Raw genomic sequence first — 18,737 nt, 5'->3', positions numbered from 1 at the left:
TCTCAGCGGCGGTCGAGCTCCGCGAGGATGCCCTCGGCGCTGCGCGCGGCGATGTCGCACGCCCGCGCCGTGAACCGGTCGAGCAGCGGATGGGACGCGCGGGAGCGCCAACTGCGGACCGCGTCGAAGGCCGTCTTGCGCTGCAGTTCCACCGAGTCGTCGGGATCGAGCCCCAACCGCGTCGTCGTCTCGGTGCCCTGCGCACCCACCAGTCGAGCGAGCTCCGCCTTCTCCGGCTCGGGCAGCCGCACCTCGCGTGCCCGTAGCTGACCGAGCAGACGCAGTTCCTTGAACCCGTGGACGTCGGCGAGGGTGGATCCCACCTCGTCGATGATGGCGCGCGATCCCGCGGCCGGTGAGGCGCGCAGCACGCGATCGAGAGCGACGAGGGCCGAGTGCGCCTTGAGCTGGTCGGCTCGCTCGCCGAACTGAACGTCGATGATGTGCCGTAGCTCCTCGAGTCCACTGCGCTCGACGAGTTCCCGTGCGAGCGAGGGCGAATCGCGCGTGCCCATGCGGATGAGCGTGACGGCCATCCGGATGCCGAAGAGCCCGAAACGGTCGACGAGTCCGGCGCGCGTCTCCGCATCGACGGGGAGTGGCATGTCCGGGCGGGAGAAGCGGTCGGCCGACAGCATCGCCAGTTGGAGGTCGTCGGGCGGAGCGTCGGCCAACGCGACGAGCGCGCCGAACTCGCTCTGCCGCAACGTCCGTGCCCCGAGGGCGAGCAGGCCGGCGACGGGCACGACGGCCTGGCACAGACCGGTCTTCTCGAGCTCCACCGCGAAGCGGGACGCCACTTCCTTGGCCGACATCATCGCGTCCATGCGACCGGCGCCCACCTCGTCGGCACGCGAGACGACGCCGACCACGCCGAGGGGGCCGGAGTCGCCACCGACCGCGTCGTTGATGCGGGTGAGGAACGACGTGTCGGACGCGCTCAGGGTGCGCAGGAGATAGACCACGGCGTCGGCGCCGGACGCGGAGTCCTCGGGCGTCAACATCGACAACGTCCGCTCGGACACGTCCAGGGACAGCGACGACGTGCCGGGGGTGTCGATGATGGTGTTGCGGGCCAGGGTTCGCGCCGGCCACTCGACGTCGAGGCGGTCCACGCGGTCCGCGGTGAGATCGCCGAAGTCGAACGACAGTCGACCACCCCGTCGCAACACCGGGATGCTCATCGAGCGGTCCCCGTCGTACCGGGCCGTCACCGAGGGAGACGTCCCGCGGCGGTACCACGTGACCACGCGGGTGCACTCGGTCGCGTCGGTGGGGGCGATGTCCTGTCCGACGAGCGCGTTGAGGAGCGTCGACTTGCCGGCCTTGAGTGATCCGGCGAGCGCGACGCGCAGCGGCTCGTCGAGCCGGTCCGCGCAGACGCGCAACGCATCCCGGACGTCCGGCTCCCGCACGTACTCCGCCTGCGCCGCCGCGACGAGTTCCCGCGCACGGTCGAGCGTGACACTCACGAGCCGGTACCGATCTGCGTGCGGTCCGCACGAGCCGCCTCGACGACCTTGTCTGCCTCGGCGGCCTCGACGGCCTCGGGGTCGAGCTTCTGCGCGATGCTGCGCAGTGCAGAGATCTTCTTCAGTGACTGCTCCAGTTCGACTGTGCGCGCGGCACGCTCGGACGAGGCGCCGGTCGCCGCCTCCTGCGCGGCCCGCAGCGAGTCGCTCACCGAGCGCACCGTCTGATCGGCCATGTCGGTGAAGTGGTCACGGAGCTGGCGCTGGACGAGCCGCAGGCGGTCTTTGGACTCCTTGCCCACCTGGAAGCTGACGTCGTCGGTGAACTTGCGGATGGCGACCTTCGCGTCGGCCCGCCGCTTGAGCACCCGCGCCTCCTTGTCGTCCTTGTAGGCCTTGCTGCCCAACAGGACTCCGGCGCCGAGCGAGATCGGATTGAGCAGCGCCAGTCCCATCATCGTCGTGATGAGTCCGAACATGAGCACGCCGCCGTAGGAGCCGCGCATGCCCACGAGCACCTTCGAGGTGATGCCCATCCGGCCGGACTCGAGGTCCCCCAGTGAGGTCACCGGGTCCATGACGCCGTCGACGTTCGCGATGTTCATCGCCGGGATGTGCGCATCGGCCGTCTCGGCGAAGTGCCGAGCGACCGTCTCGGCGAGCCACAGGGACCGCTCGTGCGCCCAGACGAAGTTGTCCCCCACGGCGGAGGCGATCTGGTCCTCGAGCCACTCACCGATGCGCGGCCAGTCCTTGCCCGGGTCTCCCCCGTCGACCGCCTCCTCCGCCTCACGGGTGATGACGCGCAGCCGGTCTCGCAGGTCGTGGTCGATGTCGGCGGCCAGATCGGTGATGCCGTCGTTGAGTGTCTGCTGCCACCGACTGCTGCGCTTCTGCATGTCCTCGGCGTTGGCCCGCGCCTGTTGCAGACCGGCCACCGCCGCGGCGGCGGTCTCCGGATCGCGAAGCGCCGCGAGTTCACTGCCCAGGGCGAGGGCGAGATGCTCGGACACCGAGCGGACGTCGAGAGCGACGGCCTTGCGAGTGGTGGCGTCGGCGCGCTGCACCACACCGCGGAGGAAGTCGTAGAGAGCCGGGAAGCCGGCCTCCTTGTCGAGCGAATCGTCCTTCAGCCGCAGCGCGTGCGAGCGGAGCATCGACGAGATCGGCATCAGCGGAACGTCGATGCCCTGCCGCGCGAGGTGCCCGCGATCGGCCTCGACGATGCGCCGCCAGTGCGGGTACAGGTCGGTCTTGGTCACCAGGCACGCGACCGCCGGGCACAGAGTTACCACCTGGCGCAGGAAGGCCACCTCGGGCTCGGTGAACTCCTGACTCGAATCGGACAGCACCAGAACGGCATCCGCCGACGTGACCAGACCCAGGGTGCTGTTGGCGTGCGGGTTGCCGTGGCCGCCGACGCCGGGGGTGTCGATGACGACGAGCCCGTCCTTCAGCAGCGGGCTGGGCACGGAGATCTCGAGGCGGAGGATCTCGCGACCCTCCGCGCGCGGGTCGGTCGGTGTGACGGCATGGATGTCCGCCATGGGGATGTCGATGCGCACCGGGTCGGCACCGATCTCGCCGACCACCAGCTCCGCCCGCTCGGTCTCCGCGTACGCGACCATCGTGGGCACCGCGGTGGTCTCGTCGTCGCCCACCGAACACACGTCGAGGCCCAGCAGCGAGTTCACGAACTGGCTCTTGCCCTGCTTGAGCGGTCCGACCACGACGATGCGCAGGCGCGGATCGAGCACCCGCTCACGCGCCGCCGTCAACCGGTCGAGAAGGTCGCGGCGACCGGCACCGGACGCCACCTCGCCCATCCGGGACAGGAGCTCGGCCAGCTGCGTCGCCTGCGTCGGCGCGGGGGTCTTCCCGGCGCCGGTCTGCACGGCGGGTGGTGCGTCGTTCTGCATGTGGTCCCGATCTGTCTGCGGTGGCAACGGGTCGAGCGCGTCTGTGAGCATTCACCATTTGCGGCGGTGTGACCCTCACGGTAAGCGCCGACGGCCCCGTACGCATAAGCGCGTACGGGGCCGTCCGTGTTACAGAGCGCGGGTGATCAGTTGGCGTCTCCCGCGTCGGCCGCGTTGTCATCGGCCACAGCGCCGGTGTCGAGGCCGTCGTCCGCGGAGCTCAGTCCACCGCCGAGGGTGTTCGACAGGCCGTCGGTCAGGCCACCGGTGAGTCCGCCGCCGAGCCCGGAGACGGTGTCGGTGAGGCCGTCGCCGACTCCGTCGACCGCCGCCGCGGGGCCGTCGAAGGCACCCTCGGCGTCGACGTCCTGCCAGGAGGTGGCCTCGCCGGCGATGTCGCCGCCGAGTCCGCCGTCCGTGGTCACTGCGCCGAGCGCGTCGCCGGTGACGTCGGTGACCGCGCTCAGGCCCAGTCCGTCGGTCGCTCCGGTGACGCCGCCGAGCACGGCGTCGGTGGAGTTCTGGAACTGGCCCACCGCGTCGGCGGTGGCGTCGATGCCGCCGTCGAGTGCGCCGGTGAACTCGGACGTGTTGTCCAGTCCGCCGGTGACCTCGCCGTCGGGCGAGATCTCGAAGCCGCCGAAGACGCCGCCCGCGCCGGTCGCAGCGCCGGTCAGGCCGCCCTGCAGCTCCGAGCCGAGCTCGAGCCCGCCCTGCGTGACGCTGTTCAGGCCCAGCCCGAGGCCGCTGGCGAGGCCGCCGCCCAGGCTCGCCACCGCACCGGTGACCGCGTCGGGATCGGTGACCGCGCCGCCGGCACCGGTGAGGGTGCCGTCCAGTCCGCCGGCGACCGCACCCACGGCGCCGAGGCCACCGGTCAGGGTGGTCAGTGCGCTGAGGCTGCCGTCGAGGCCGGTGTTCGCGTCGAGCAGTCCGCTGATCGGCAGACCCTCGGCGTCGAGCGCGCCGCCGGCGGAGACCGCCGTGTCGAGTGCGGCGTCGAGCATCGTGGTGAGGTCACCCGTGGCTCCGAGTGCCGTTCCCAGGGACGCCACCGGATCGCCGCCGCCGGCGATGTCGAGCAGAGCGCCGAAGGCTCCGCCGAGCTCCGCACCCGCCGTGCCGCCGACGCCGAAAGCTGCGGTCAGCGTCGCGGGCAGGTCGCCCGGGGCGCCGGTGTCCACGCCGCCGACGAGGCCGAGCGCCCCGTTGAGCGCGGTGCCGAACTGGCCGACCGGGTCGGTCTCCAGGTCGAGGACACCGCCGACGTTCAGTGCGTCGCCGAGTGCGGCGGAGACGATGCCGCCGAGGTCACCCTCGAGCAGTCCGTTCGCATCCAGATCGGCGAGCACCGTGCCGCCGAGCACCGTGCCCAGTGCGGTTCCCAGTCCTGCTGCGGCTGCGCCGCCCAGTCCCAGTGCCGCGGCCAGGCTGCCCGTGAGGTCCGGCAGCTCCGTGTCGGGCAGGCCGGCTCCCGCGACCAGGCCGAGGCCGGTCGAGACAGCGCCGCCGAGCAGGCCGGCGAGGTCTGCGTCCAGATCGAGATCCGGAGCCGCACCGAGCACCGTGCCGAGCGCGGCGTCGAGGTCCAGCCCACCGGCCAGCAGTGCACCGAGCTGGGCCTGCAGATCGGCGGTCAGGGAGCCCCCGAGGGCGGCACCGAGGGTGGCGCCGACCGTGGCGGCGACGTCGCCGCCGGCGGCCAGAGCACCGCCGAGTGCAGCGCCGACCGTGGCGGCGAGATCTCCGCCGACCAGGCCGTCGAGATCGAGCGCCCCGCCGAGTCCGAGCGCCGTGTTCAGGGCGCCGGCCAGGGTGGCCGCACCCTCACCGGTGATGCCGAGAGCGGCGGTGACGGCGGCACCCAGATCGGCACCCGCGGTCAGGTCGGTGACGCCGGCGAGGACGCCGCCGAGGGCGAGTCCGAGTTCACCGGCAGCGTCGCCGCCGAGGCCGAGAGCCACGCCGAGGGCGGTGGACAGCTGCGCCGCCACATCGCCGCCGAGCAGTGCCTGCAGGTCACCGGTGAGCAGCCCGCCGGCGCCGAGGGCAGCGCCGAGCGAACCGGCGAGCGCACCGACGATGTCGGTGTCCAGTGCGCCGGTCAGGCCGCCCAGCAGGTCGGCGTCGAGCAGACCGCCGACGGCTCCGAGCCCGTCCAGATCTGCGAGCCCGTCGAGATCGACCAGCCCGCCGAGTCCGAGTGCGCCGCCGAGGACCGTGCCGAGTGCGGCGTCCAGATCGACGCCGCCGCCCAGCAGACCTGCGAGCTGTGCGCCGAGGTCGCCCGACAGGGCGGTCCCGAGCACGCCGCCGAGGGCGGCGCCCACGTTCGCGGCCAGCGGGCCACCGGCCGACAGTGCTGCGCTGAGCGCGGCTCCGACGGTGGCGGCGACGTCCGCGTCGGCACCGAGGATCGCGGTGAGGTCGAGACCGCCAGCAGCTCCCAGCATCGCGTCGAGTGCGCCCGAGAGCGTGGCGGCGGCATCGCCGGTGACACCGAGTGCACCGGCGAGGACCAGTCCGAGATCGGCGCCGGCCGTCAGGTCGGTGGCCGCTCCGACGAGCCCGCCCAGTGCCAGGCCGAGGTCGCCACCCAGTGCGCCGCCGGCGCCCAGGGCGCCGGAGAGTGCGGCACCCAGAACGGCGGTGAGGTCGCCGCCGAGCAGTGCGGTGAGGTCGACGTCGGTCAGGCCGCCGACGTTCAGTGCGGCGGCGAGCGTGGTGCCGAGCGAGCCGACCAGGCCGGCGGCCGCGTCGGCACCGATGCCGAAGACCCCGTCGAGGTCGAGAGCGCCGCCCAGGACGGCGGTCAGTGCGGTGCCGAGATCGGCGCCGCCTGCCAGCAGTCCGGTGAGCTGGGCGCCGAGGTCGGCGCCGAGCACGGCAGCGAGGGTGGTGCCGAGTGTCGCGCCCAGTCCTGCGGCGACGTCGCCACCGGCGGCGAGTGCGCCCGAGAGCGCAGCCGTGATGTCGGCGCCTCCGACCACACCGAGTGCGGCGTCGAGCGCGCCGGCGAGCTGCGCGGTGAGTCCACCGGTCAGGTCGCCGTCGAGGCCGAGGGCCGCGGTGAGCGCCGCTGCGAGGTCGGCGCCGAGGACGCCGTCCAGGTCCAGACCCGCGGTGACCGTGCCGAGCACGTCGCCCAGGGCCAGGCCCACGTTCGCCGCCACGTCGCCGCCGGCCGCGAGAGCCGTCGCGAGTGCGGCGGAGAGCTGCGCGGCGAGGCCGCCGGTCAGCAGGCCCGCGAGATCGGCGTCGAGCAGACCGCCCGCACCGAGCACGGCTGCGAGCGAGGTGCCGAGCGTGGCGACGAGGTCGCCGCCGAGGCCGAGGGCACCGGACGGATCGAGGACACCGCCCAGCAGGGTGGTGAGGCCGGCACCGAGGTCCAGACCACCGGCGAGCAGGCCGACGAGCTCGGCGCCGAGGTCGCCGGACAGGACACCGCCGAGGGCCGCGCCGAGCGTGGCACCGAGGTTGGCTGCCACCGCGCCGCCGGCGGCGAGAGCGCCGGAGAGTGCGGTACCGAGGGTGGCCGCGAGGTCCAGGTCGCCGAGGACGCTGAGGTCGTTCAGCACGTTCAGGTCGCCCAGCACGCCGAGTCCGCCGAGCAGGTCGAGATCGCCGGCCAGGCCGAGGACACCGTCGAGAGCGGCACCGAGCTGAGCGGTGAGGCCCGCTGCGAGTCCACCGGTGAGTCCTGCGCCGACACCGAGTGCGCCGGTGAGGGCTGCGGCGAGGGTGGCACCGAGTCCGGCCACCGCGTCGACGTCGAGACCGCCCGCGACGTCCACGAGTCCGGCGAGCACGCCGCCGAGGGCGAGTCCGAGGTCGCCGCCCAGGTCGCCGCCGACGGCGAGAGCGCCGGCCAGCGCGGCAGCGAGCTGAGCACCGAGATCGGCACCGAGCAGTGCGGTCAGATCGCCACCGAGCAGGCCGCCCGCACCGAGGAGAGCCTCGAGGGAACCGCCGAGCGTGGCCAGGACACCGGCACCGAGGCCGAGTGCGCCGTCGACGTCGAGCAGGGCACCGAGATCGGCGAGAGCGCCGATGTCCAGCAAACCGCCGAGGCCGAGAGCGCCGTCGAGGATGGTGGCCAGTGCCGCACCGAGGTCCAGCTCACCGGCCAGCAGTCCGACGAGCTGAGCACCGAGGTCGGCCCCCAGGACGCCGCCGAGGGCGGCACCGAAGGCCGCGCCGAGCGTGCCGGCGACGGTACCGCCGGCGACCAGCACGCCGCTGAGGGCAGTGGAGAGAGTGGCGCCGAGCGTGGCCGCGATGTCGGCTCCGCCGGCCAGGGCGGCCGCGAGGTCCAGGCCACCGGCCAACTCCAGGACACCGTCGAGCGCGGCGCCGAGCTGCGCACCGATACCGCCACCGAGGCCGAGCACACCGGCGAGGGTCGCGCCGAGGGTGCCGCCGACGCCGAGAAGAGCGTCGAGGTCGAGTGCGCCGGACAGGCCGGTGACGGCTCCGAGGAGCGCGCCGAGGGAGGCGCCGAACTCACCGGCGACGTCTCCGCCGGCAGCGAGGGCTGCGCCGAGAGCCGCGGAGAGCTCGGTGGTCAGCGTGCCTGCCAGCGCGGCGACGACGTTCGCGTCGAGGATGGTGGTCAGCGTCGCGCCGAGATCACCGGCGACGTCGACGGCAGCGGCGAGTGCACCCGAGAGAGCAGCGGTGATGTCGGTGGTCACACCGAGCGCGCCACCGACGACGACACCGAGCGATCCGGCGACATCGAGTCCGGCGGTGAGGGCGGCGGCCAGATCGGCGCCGAGCGAGCCACCGGCGGTGACCGCTGCGCCGAGCACGCCACCGAGTGCGGCGCCGACATTCGCGCCGAGCACACCGCCCACCGAGAGTGCGTTGGAGAGAACGCCGGACAGACCGACTACGGCGTCGAGGTCGAGACCGGCGACGGTGCCGAGCACGGCGTCGAGGGCGGCCGTGAGCTGGGCTCCGGCACCCACGCCGAGGCCGAGCGCTGCGGTGAGCGCACCGGCCAGGGTGGCGCTGAGGTCGACCAGCGTGTCGAGGTCGAGGACGCCGCCGAGGGCGAGGAAGGCGTCGAACGCCGCGCCCAGTGCGGCACCGAACTCGGCGGCGAGGTCGCCACCGAGGGAGAGTCCGTTGGCCAGGACGAGGGCGAGGACCGTGGTGAACTGGCCCGCGATGTCGAGGTCGCCCAGGTCGATGAGGCTGAGGTCGAGTCCGCCGAGCAGGTCGATGTCGCCGATCCCGCCGAGGTCCAGCGAGGCCAGGTTCAGGCCGCTGAGGTCGAGCGAGGCCAGGTTCAGGCCGCTCAGATCCAGGTCACCGAGGTTCAGGTTGCCGATGTTGCCGATGCTGCCGATCGCCAGGCCGCCACCGATGAGGGTCGGGCTGAAGGTGAAGCCGCCCAGGTCGAAGCCCCCGAAGTTGTTGTTGCTGAAATTTCCGTTGTTGTTGTTGTTTCCGAAGTTCACCGCGTTGCTGCCGAACGTGGGGCCGCCGACGGCGACGTTGTTGCCGCCGAAGACGGTGCTGTTGTTCACGCTGCCCGCATTCACGACGGTCGAGTTCACGACGTTGGAGGAGCTGCCCGCGTTCACGATCGAGGCGAGACGCGATCCACCGGCGAACAGTCCGGACTCGGCGACCATGGGCGCCACGGCCACGATGTCGGCGTGGCACACGTCGGGCAGGCCGGCAGCGTCCAGCGAGGCCTGGGGGTTCGCGCAGTAGGCGGCGGCGGCCTTGTCGTCGCGAAGAAGGCTGAGGATGAAGTCGAGTACGGCGTTCGTGGCCATCGGGATCTCCTGGGTGTGTGTGAACCGGTGTCGGCAGACGGTGTGTGTGCAGGCGTCGAGGTGGTCGGGCCGACTGTCTCGGCACGTTGAGATCAAAACTAGGTCGACTAGTGAGGTGTCCCAACGGGGCGCAGCCCCCTTCCTGCACCCCGGGGGTCGACCCGGGGCAGATCGGGGTGACTAGGGGGCATAGGGGATAGGACCGCTCTACTCTTGTGACCTGTAACGAAACGGACCATCGGGACGACAGTGCCGGTGGACAGCTACGGCGTCACGGCGACGTGCCCGACAGCAGGTCCGACACAGCCTTGACGAGCACGAATATCGACGAGCACGGAAACGGAGTCGGCGCCATGGCAACGGATCAGGGACGGTCATCAGGTCTGGGACTGGACGTCGGCTCGAGCACCTCGACGGCGGTCGCCGTGGACGGTCCGGGACACCTCGGTGACGCCGTCACCGTCGTTCGATCCACCGCACTGTCGGTCACGCCCGACCGTGAACCCGCCCTGGCCGCGCCGGGCACCGTCGACACCACGGCCCTGACCGGCTTCGCCGGCCGCGTCGGCGATCCGGTCGCGCTGGTCACCGAGGACGGACGCAGCTACACCGGCGACGAGCTCTACGCGACGACGCTGGACTGCCTCGTCCGGGAGGCACGCACGGCCGGCGCCGACGACGACGCCGCAATCGTGGTGACCTACCCGACGTCGTGGCCCGAGTACACGGTGGACCGGCTCCGCAACGCGGCTGCCCGCCACGGCCTCACCGACGTCACCTTCGTTCCCGACGCTCTCGCCGCGACGGCATGGATGCAGCAGTCGCCGGACGCGGTGGCGGACGGCGTCGTGCTGGTCGCGGACCTGGGTGCGAGCGCCCTGACCGTGTCGGTCGTGCGCACAGGTGCCGATTCGGCGATCCTCGGACGCGGTGCGCGAAGCGAGGACGTCAGCGGCGCCCACATCGACCAGGTCGTGTTGGCGCACGTGCTCGACAACGTCGACTCCTCGTCGCTCGATCCCTTCGATCCCGCGACGGTCGAGGCCCTCACGACCCTGCGCACGCACTGTGCGACAGCCAAGGAAGCACTATCCTCCGACACCGAGACAGTCGTGCCGGTGCACCTGCCCGGCATCGACACCGACGTCCGACTGGTGCGGTCGGAGATCGAGGAACTACTGCGCGAGACGTTCGACGACGTCACCCGGGTACTCGGCGAGGCGCTGCGCACCGCGGGTGTCGACGGCGACGCAGTGGACCGCGTGCTGCTGGTCGGCGGCGGCGCGTCGATCCCCATGCTCACCGAGACCGTGTCCTCCGCGCTGCGCAAGCCGGTGACCGTCGGCGAACAGCCCGCGGCCACCGCCGCGACCGGAGCCGCACTGCTCGCCGCCGACATCGCTTCTGCCGGCGCAGAACTGAACCGCCCGGGTGCAGCGGCACTCGCTGCCGTCGCCGCCGGTTCCACCGTCGACGACGACGAGACCGACCTGCTCCCTCCGGTCACCGAGCGTCCCGCCTCGGCCCGCACCTCCACGCCCGCACCGGTGTCGCGCTCGGCACACGCCAAGGACGCCCCGTCGCGCGGTAAGCGCACCGCCGTCATCGGCGGCGTCGCCGCTGCCGTGATCCTGCTGGCCGCGGGTGGCCTCTCCGTCGGCACCGGCCTCGTCGGCGGATCGTCGGAGAACACCGGCCCCTCCACCAGCAGCGCGGTGGCCCCGGCCGCCGCGGACGGTTCCGTGAGCGCGACCCCGACCACCGCCGCCGCCGGCGTCGATCCCGTGACGGGGCAGCCGCGCACCACCGGAGCCGCCGGAGCGCCGACCAGCGGCGCCGCAGCAGCACCGGGGGCTGCGGTTCCCGGCGCGACCGCGCCCGGCTCGACCGGATCGGCCGCGGTACCAGGCGCCACCGCGCCGAACGCTGCTGTGCCGAACGCACCGGCGCCGCAGTTCACCGCTCCGAGCGTCCCGACGGCCCAGGTGCCCCAGGCTCCGGCCTACACCGCACCCTCGCTGCCGCAGTACACACCGCCGAACGTCATCGGCGGCGTCACGGACGGCCTCGGCAATGTGGTGGGAGGCGTCGGCGGTGTCGTGGGCGGTCTCGGGAACACCACGGGCGGCGTCGTCAACGGGCTCGGCAACACCGTCGGCGGTCTGACGAGTCCCCTCACCGGGCAGTGACTTCGCCCGACGAGCGGTCGGCTCTCGACGCTCTGCTGTCCGCGCACGATCACACCGCCCTCGTGGTGGTGACGCTCGCGTCGGTCGGTGTGGCCCCGGATCCGTACCTCGTCGCCGATGTCGCCGACGTCCCGATGCCCGATGCCGCCGCCGCCGTGGAACGCGCCCGGGGCTGCGGGGTCCTGTCCGACGAGGGCCTGCTGTCGGACTCCGCGCGCGGTGCCCTGCGCGTGGTGATGGGCGAGCACGGAATGCTCGGCGTGCTGCGTCGCCTGGCACGGGTGCACCTCGACAGTGGCGGTCTCGGTGGTGATCTCGCGGTCTCGCTCGCGGATGCGGGTCTGCGCGATCCGGATCTCGCACAGCACCTGGTCGACTTGGCCTCCGCCGCAGACCGTCTCGCCGCACGACGACTGTGGGACGCGGCCGCCGCGGCGGGCGCGCAGGGTACCGACATCTCCGTGCCCTACGCCGACGCCCTGCTCGCGAGCGGAGATCTCGACACTGCGGCGCTCACGGTGGACGCGGTGCTGTCCGCCGAGGCGCCGTCACCCGACGGAGTACGCGGAGCCGTTCGCGTCGCGTCCACGGTCGCACTGATGCGCGGCACCGCGTCACACGCCGCCGACCTCTACCGGTGGCTCGGGCCGGACCGCATCGGACCGGATGCGGCGTACGCGGTGACGACGCTTCTCGCCGTGGGGGACGCCGACTGCGCCGCGACGTTCGTCCGCGCGCACGGCGGCCTCCGCCCCGTCCCGCCCACGTCGGCGAACGCCCGCTCGACGCTGGTGGCCCGCGGGCTCCTCGACTCACTGACCGAACCCGCCACTGTGGCAACGGGTTCGCTGCTGCGCGCAGCCTCGATGGCCGACACCGCGGTGGGCGCCCGGGCCGAGCCGGAACATCCCGCGGTGATCGCGGCACTGATCGCTCTGCACACCGGCGACCCCGCCACCGCCCGAGCGGTGCTGACCGAGACCATCGCCGCGGATCCGGGATGCGCGGTGTCCACGCGGTGCCGTCTGCTGCTCGCCTGGTCGGCACTCGTGGCCGGCGACACGGGTGTCGATCCCACCTCGGGCGTCGACCCGGCCACGCTCCCCCAACGGGACGCCCTGTCCTACTTCGCACTTCGCGTCGCCACCGCCCGCCGACGCGGAGATACCGGCGCCCTCATGTCCGCGTGGCAGGAGGCCCGGCGCACCGTCGCGGAGGCCGAGCCCGATCTCTTCTCCCTCATCCCGCTCGGTGAACTGTGGCTCGCAGCAGTGCGTCTCGGGGACACGGCACGCATCGCGCACTCCGTCTCCGCGGCCACCGCACTGGTCGCCTCGCTCGGCGAACCACCGACCTGGGCGGCCACGTGGCACTGGTACGGCGTCCAGGCCGCGATCCTCGGCGGCGCCCCGGCCGACCTGCTGCCCCACGCTCGTGCGCTCGGCTCGTTCGCCGACCGCAGTCCCCACGCCGCAGCACTCGCCTCCGCAGGAAAGGCATGGCTCCGCGTCCTGCAGGGCGAGCCCGACGTCGCCGAGGTCGAGACGTCCGCTCGCACCCTGGAGAAGTTCGGGCACGCCTGGGATGCGGCACGGCTCGCCAGTGACGCCGCCCTGCGCGTCGCCGACACCCGCGACGCCACCGCCCTGCTGCAGATCGCCCGCGACATCGGTGCCGTCGCGGCGACGGCCGAGCCCACCGAGTCCGGTTCCGCGTCGCTGGGGGCGCTGACCGAGCGTGAGGCGGAGGTGGCGCATCATCTCGTACTGGGCCTGACGTACCGCGAGATCGGCGCCCAGATGTACATCTCGGCCAAGACGGTCGAGCACCACGTCGCACGGATCCGTCGACGTCTGGGAGCGCAGTCGCGCTCGCAGATGCTGTCGATGCTCCGCGCGGCCGGCTACGCACAGGACAAGGAACGACGGGTACACGCATGAACACCGGGCACGACGCCGCACCGATCACCCGAGCCACCGGGATCCACATCACCGATCTGACGTCGACGGCCGTCGTGGTGTCGACGACCTCGGGTGAACTGGTCCGCGTGCCGGTGACGGCCGAGACGGTCCTCTACCTCCTGCCCGACGGCACGACGACCCTGCACCGGCCCGACGCGCTGACGGCGGACATCGACGTCGTCGATCGCTTCATGGCTCGCGTCGGTGACCCGTCCGGCGTGGTCTCGTCCCGCGGTGTGCCCATGCGCGCCGAGGACCTCGTCGCGACCATGATGTTTTTGCTACTCAGTGAGACCGTCGACGCCGGCGAGGACGTCCGCGCCCTCACGGCCGGAGCTGCCCATCCAGCCGACTGGTCACCCGAGCGCATCGCCGCGCTGCGGGAGGCGCTCGACTTCGTCGGACTCACCGCGCTGACGCTGCATCCCGAGTCGGCCGATCCCCACGCCACCCTCGGCGCGTCGGAGGAACGGCTGGCCGCCGCCGCGGCCGCCGCACGTGCCGCCGCCGGGCTCGCGCCGACGACGGGGGCACCGCTGCTCGCGACCGCTGCCGCCTCGACAGCCACCGACAGCGGTGCGTCGAGGTCGACACCGCGCGGCCCCCTCGCCCTCCTCGTGGCGGCCGCAGTCGCGACCCTGCTGATCGTGGGCGGCGGTATCGCCTACCTCGCGTCCGATCGGACGGTCAGCACCGCGGTTCCGGCCGTCGAGGACGCCGCCGGTGTCACCGCGCGGCCGACGACGACTCGTCCCGCCCCGTCCACCAGCATCGGCTTCCCGACCGTCGTCCCCGGCGCACCCGCGCCCGTCGAGGCCACACGTGCACCTGCTCGCATCACCACGACGGTGCCCCCGCGCGCACCGGACCCCGAGCCGGCAATCGCGCCCGCTCCTGCCCCCGCGCCGGCACCCGAACCGGCACCCGAGCCCGTGCCCAGCGACCCGCCCGTCGTCGAGGAGCCGGTCGACCCCGCGGAGGGAACGGACCCGGACCCCGACGTTCCGGATACTCCGGACACTCCTGCCGAGCCCGAGTCACCCGCGCCGTCACCCGGCACCACGCCGGTCGGCTAGATCCCCCCTGTGCAGGGGCGGAGCTCAACCGGTACCCCATGACCGTGACGACCGGTACGGTGATCGGACGGGTGCTCGCGGTCGACGTGGCACCGTGTCCGCAACTCGCCGAGGGGGTCGAGTCCGAATGAGCGCGCGCAGCCAGGGGTTCGACGACCCCCGGGTCGACAAGACGATCCACCTCGTCATGGCGTTGACCGACGCCGAGACGGCCGTGTCGGTCGACATCGACGGTGGTACCGAGCTGTTCGAGTGCCCGACGGCGGTGGGCCTGGACTCCGACGGACGCGTCCGCCTCGACGACTCCGAACAGGGAGTTCGCGGATTTCTGTACGCGGTGGGAGACCCCCGCGGACTCGGTCTGGCCGACGGCCGCGTGGTGCGCGCCGAGGACCTCGTCGCCGGATTCGTCCACGCACTGACGGGCATGCTGTCGGAGCTCTACTCTTTGCCCGCCGACGCGCGATGCATGCTGCTCCACCCTGCAGGACTGTCCGCCGACTCGATCGCCGCACTGCGGGACGCCCTCGACTACGTCGGTCTGCAGGACTGCTCGCTGGCTCCCGCGACGTCGGAGAACCCGGCGGTGGCCGTGCGCGCCGCACCCTCGCATCGGTCGTCGCCGGCCACCACGGCGGCCTCGGACAAGGCTTTCGCGGCGATGGTGTCGGACTCGGCCACCGGCAGGACGCGCCGCAGTCGGACTCACAGGAGAACACCCACGCGCGCGGCTGTCTCGGTCGCCGCGGTGGCGCTCGCGTTCCTCGCCGTCGGCGGCGCCGTGGGCACCCACGACCTCGACTCCAGCTCGGTCGCGCCCCTGAACTCGCAGCAGGCCATCACGCCCGCCGCTCCCGTCGTGACGTCGTCGTTGGACAGCACCACGACGTCCGCCGCGCCGCTGCCCGTCCAGGAGCAGGCACCGGCTCCCGTGCAGGAGGCCCCGGCTCCGGAGATCGACACGCCCGACCCCGTCGTGCCACCCGCACCGCCTGCCGCCGCGGTGGAACCGAGCACCGGTCTCGGGCTCCCGACGGACCGGTTCCCGTTCGCGCCACCGGACATCGACTTTCCCGACTTCCCGTCGTTCCCCGAGGTGACCGTGCCGACGCCGCCGACCGTGGCGAGCAGTACACCCGCACCCACGACCACGTCGACCGCTCCCACGACCACGTCCACGGCGCCGTCCGTCGCGATTCCACGGCTCGGCCCGATGCTGTCTGTGAACCGTCCCTGACGCTCGTCGGGCGCCGGAAACGCTCAGGATGATGCCCTATGCTCGTGCGCTGGCATCGGTACCTCTGCAAACCATGTGCGGACCCGACGGGCCACGGACTGTCACCACTGCGAAGGGAACTTCTTGCGAAACTCGGCGGCCACAGCGGCCACGGGCCAGAGTCACTCCGAGTCGAGCGGCGCATCTCGCAGCGCACGGGTGATGGGGGTGGTGGGCGCGTCGCTGCTGACGCTGAGCCTCGGCACCGCCACTGCCGGCGCAGCACCCGCGTCGGCGGCTCCCGAGCAGCTGTCCGCGGATCGCCTCCCGTCCGAGTTGGTCGACGCCGTGCAGCGCGATCTGCACATGTCGCCGCAGGAGTACCTCGACCGCGCTGCCGAGGCGCAGAAGCTTCGTACCTACGCCGACGACTTCCGTCAGCAGCGCCCGGCGGACTTCGCGGGTGCCTGGATCGGCGACGACGGCGTTCCCGTCGTCGCGGTCACCACCTCGGAGGCCGCGAGCCAGGTGGCGCAGGACGGCTACCGCAGCCGCCAGTCCCCCGTGTCGGCGGACACGCTCGAGCAGTCCCTCGACGACTTCGGTCGCTGGGTGTCGGGTCTGCCCCGCGAGGTCTCGTCACAGATCAACTCGGCGGCTGTCGACGTGCTCGGCGGACGGGTGATCGTCGACATCGCCAACAGTCCGATCGGGCGCGCACTGAATCTGCCGACCGCCATCGCCAACCTCCAGGTGCAGCTGTCCCCACCCGCTCCCAGTCCGACGCCTCCGCCTGCCGTGATGGGCGGCGACGACTACGTGACGTCCGCCGGCGACATCACCACCGCGCCGCTCGAGGACATCGAGATCTGCTCGTTCGGGTTCAGCGCCACCGACGGGGCCGGCACGCCGGTCAGTCTTTCTGCGGGACACTGTGATCCGGGCAACTCCGCCTCGGTCTACCTGCCCAATCGTGACGACATCCGCGCCAGTACTCCCGTCGGCGACTTCACCACGTCGAATGTCGGCGGCAGCGACGGACTCGACTACTCCGTCATCGCGCTGAACGACGCCGGCGTGGCCGCCGGGCTCGACCAGCCCACCGTGCGGGGAGCCAACGGCACCGCCCTCACGATCACCGGAACGGCCTCGCCCGTCATCGGTGCCCCGGTGTGCAAGTCCGGTCAGGCGTCGTCCTTCACGTGTGGTCTCGTCGCTGCGGACCGCGTCGAGACGCAGCTCTTCCTGGGTGACGGCGACAGCCGCACGGTGCGTGGATTCGCCAGTACCGCCTGCACTCTCGCGGGTGACAGCGGCGGCGCCATCGTCACAGGGACACTCGCACTGGGCATCACCAGCGGATCCAACAGCGGCGCTGCTCCGAGCTGCGGCGAGGCGAACCTGGCCTTGGCTCAGTACGGCGGAACCGCCAGCCTGGGCATCCCTGTCGACGCCGTCACCGCGGCCACCGGAACGACCGTCCGCACGTCGTGAGATAGCACAACGTTCGGTCTCCTTGGTGCGGTAATGTCACCCGTCGAGGCAGGGTGCCTCCGCACCTCGATCGTGCGTCGTCGACACACGGAAGGCCCGACATGGGATACCTCCAGCTCGCTCTCACCGTCTTCGGATACATCATCGGGATCGTCACGAACGCCGGCGCCTTCGGAAGCTGACCTCCCTTCACCACACTGTCGCGGCCCCGTCGTCTTCGGACGACGGGGCCGCTGCCGTGAGTATCGAGGAATCAAAAAGACACGGGCACATCACTTTACGGATTCCGTCACGTAACGCACTCTGGCCACAGTGGTATCGTGGGACACGCGCAGTCCACTCCGTCACCAACGTCGGTGACGTTCGAGTGTCGACCGTTCCGTTCATCCCACGAGGAGGTGTACCGCTGTGCTGCGCTGCGTTCGATACCCGATGACCTTCGGCTGTTCCCCGAAGGAGGTATCGCTGTGACCGACATCGCCGATTCGTCACTCCCCCGCGAGACCCAGTCCCCGGCCGCGATCTACACGGCGGAAAAGATGTCGTCTGCACGGGCGGCCCTGAGTTCCGTTGCCCGCGATCCCCGACTCGCCGACGCTTCCGTGCTGTTGGGCGCGCTGTCGGTGGTGGCGTTCTGGAGCTTCGGCTTCGGTGTTCTGCTGGGCATCGCCGCGCTCGTCGCCGGCGTCCTGGCCACCCGCGTTCCCGATGCCGATCGCGCAGACACCGTCATCGGACTGCTCACCGGAGCCGTTGGTGTGATCGCGGGTGGCATCTTCCTCGCCGCCGCCGTTCCCTGGCTCTGATCCACTCCGCCTGAAACGAGAGAAGGCCGCCACCCGAGGGGTGGCGGCCTTCGTCGTGTTCCGAGTCTTACAAAGCGAACTTGGAGGTTCCCGGAGCAGCGTTGTACGTGTTGAGCAGATCGATTCCGGCGACGACCAGGGTCGGTCCACCCGCGACGATCGTGCCGATGACGCCGCCGACTGCAGCACCGGTGGGGATGGTGGCCAGGACGCCAGCGATGGTCGGTGCGCCGATGATGCCGCCGATGACCGCGCCGACGATCGTGCCGGTCAGTCCGCCGATGGAGGTGGCGAGACCGAGCTGCGAGGCGAAGGACTGCTCGGCAGCGGTGTTCTCGGCGGGCGATGCCACCGTGTTCTCGAGCGCGTTCGGGGCGAGGCCCATCGGTGCTGCGAGGTTCGGGATGAGCTTCACGGTGCGGCCCTCGTCGGTGTACTCGACACCGTAGGGGAACTCGACGCCGTTGAGGTTGAACGACAGCGGAAGGCTCAGGATCGCGTTGCCCTCCTCGTCCACCAGGTCGACGGTCTTGCCGTCGTCGGACGCACGGAACATGCCGGCGTCGACGGTGGTGACGACGCCACCAGCCTCGACGCGCGATGCCCAGTTCAGCTCGGAGTTCTCCGCGGGAGCACTCTCGGTGGTCGTCGCGGAGGGGGTGGTGGTGGCCGGCTGCGCGTACGCAGTACCGGTGGCCACGCCCAGGGAGGCGATCGCGATCGCAGAGGTTGCGACGAGTCGACGCAGTTTCATCTAGATGTTCCGTTCGTTCAGGTTCGTGGTGTCGGACCCCGACACGAGCACTGTAGCG

General features: G+C 71.9%; 10 protein-coding genes. 6 read left to right on the top strand and 4 right to left on the bottom strand.

The features are described 5' to 3' along the window. Positions 1-2: 2 nt before the first annotated feature. The 3 genes from HQ308_RS17245 to HQ308_RS17235 all read right to left on the bottom strand — a co-directional run bounded on the left by HQ308_RS17245 (position 3) and on the right by HQ308_RS17235 (position 9,183). Positions 3-1,472, bottom strand: coding sequence for a dynamin family protein (locus HQ308_RS17245; protein WP_027506933.1), 1,470 nt, complete (start codon positions 1,470-1,472; stop codon positions 3-5). After that, the gene (locus tag HQ308_RS17240; RefSeq protein WP_222647331.1) at positions 1,469-3,391 is read right to left on the bottom strand and encodes a dynamin family protein; all 1,923 of its coding nucleotides are present in this window, start codon (positions 3,389-3,391) and stop codon (positions 1,469-1,471) included. The genes HQ308_RS17245 and HQ308_RS17240 overlap by 4 nt, the downstream gene beginning before the upstream one ends. Positions 3,392-3,537: 146 nt before the next feature. Then, a complete protein-coding gene (locus HQ308_RS17235) occupies positions 3,538-9,183 on the bottom strand; it encodes an IniB N-terminal domain-containing protein (protein ID WP_222647330.1) in 5,646 nt (1,881 codons plus the stop codon). A 308-nt stretch (positions 9,184-9,491) separates the two neighbouring features. On the opposite strand from HQ308_RS17235, the gene HQ308_RS17230 reads away from it, so the two are divergent. The 6 genes from HQ308_RS17230 (at position 9,492) to HQ308_RS17205 (ending at position 17,925) form a co-directional block, all read left to right on the top strand. Next, positions 9,492-11,372 (top strand): Hsp70 family protein, encoded by a 1,881-nt coding sequence (locus tag HQ308_RS17230; RefSeq protein ID WP_222647329.1) that lies wholly within the window; start codon positions 9,492-9,494, stop codon positions 11,370-11,372. Then, the gene (locus HQ308_RS23010; protein WP_222647328.1) at positions 11,369-13,312 is read left to right on the top strand and encodes a LuxR C-terminal-related transcriptional regulator; all 1,944 of its coding nucleotides are present in this window, start codon (positions 11,369-11,371) and stop codon (positions 13,310-13,312) included. The genes HQ308_RS17230 and HQ308_RS23010 overlap by 4 nt, the downstream gene beginning before the upstream one ends. Then, positions 13,309-14,409 (top strand): hypothetical protein, encoded by a 1,101-nt coding sequence (locus HQ308_RS17220; RefSeq protein WP_222647327.1) that lies wholly within the window; start codon positions 13,309-13,311, stop codon positions 14,407-14,409. The genes HQ308_RS23010 and HQ308_RS17220 overlap by 4 nt, the downstream gene beginning before the upstream one ends. A gap of 127 nt (positions 14,410-14,536) precedes the next feature. Then, positions 14,537-15,646 (top strand): hypothetical protein, encoded by a 1,110-nt coding sequence (locus tag HQ308_RS17215; RefSeq protein ID WP_222647326.1) that lies wholly within the window; start codon positions 14,537-14,539, stop codon positions 15,644-15,646. 201 nt (positions 15,647-15,847) lie between these two features. Further along, a complete protein-coding gene (locus HQ308_RS17210) occupies positions 15,848-17,119 on the top strand; it encodes a S1 family peptidase (RefSeq protein ID WP_261776266.1) in 1,272 nt (423 codons plus the stop codon). A 467-nt stretch (positions 17,120-17,586) separates the two neighbouring features. Beyond that, the gene (locus HQ308_RS17205) at positions 17,587-17,925 is read left to right on the top strand and encodes a hypothetical protein (RefSeq protein WP_051613628.1); all 339 of its coding nucleotides are present in this window, start codon (positions 17,587-17,589) and stop codon (positions 17,923-17,925) included. A gap of 67 nt (positions 17,926-17,992) precedes the next feature. On the opposite strand, the gene HQ308_RS17200 is transcribed toward HQ308_RS17205, so the two are convergent. After that, positions 17,993-18,679: an ammonium transporter gene (locus HQ308_RS17200; RefSeq protein WP_222647325.1), complete on the bottom strand. Its 687-nt coding sequence runs from the start codon at positions 18,677-18,679 to the stop codon at positions 17,993-17,995. Between the last annotated feature and the right edge of the window lie 58 nt (positions 18,680-18,737).

The organism is Rhodococcus sp. BP-241 (assembly GCF_019836145.1).
GTDB lineage: Bacteria > Actinomycetota > Actinomycetes > Mycobacteriales > Mycobacteriaceae > Rhodococcoides.
This window is presented reverse-complemented; position numbering and strand designations above follow the sequence as displayed.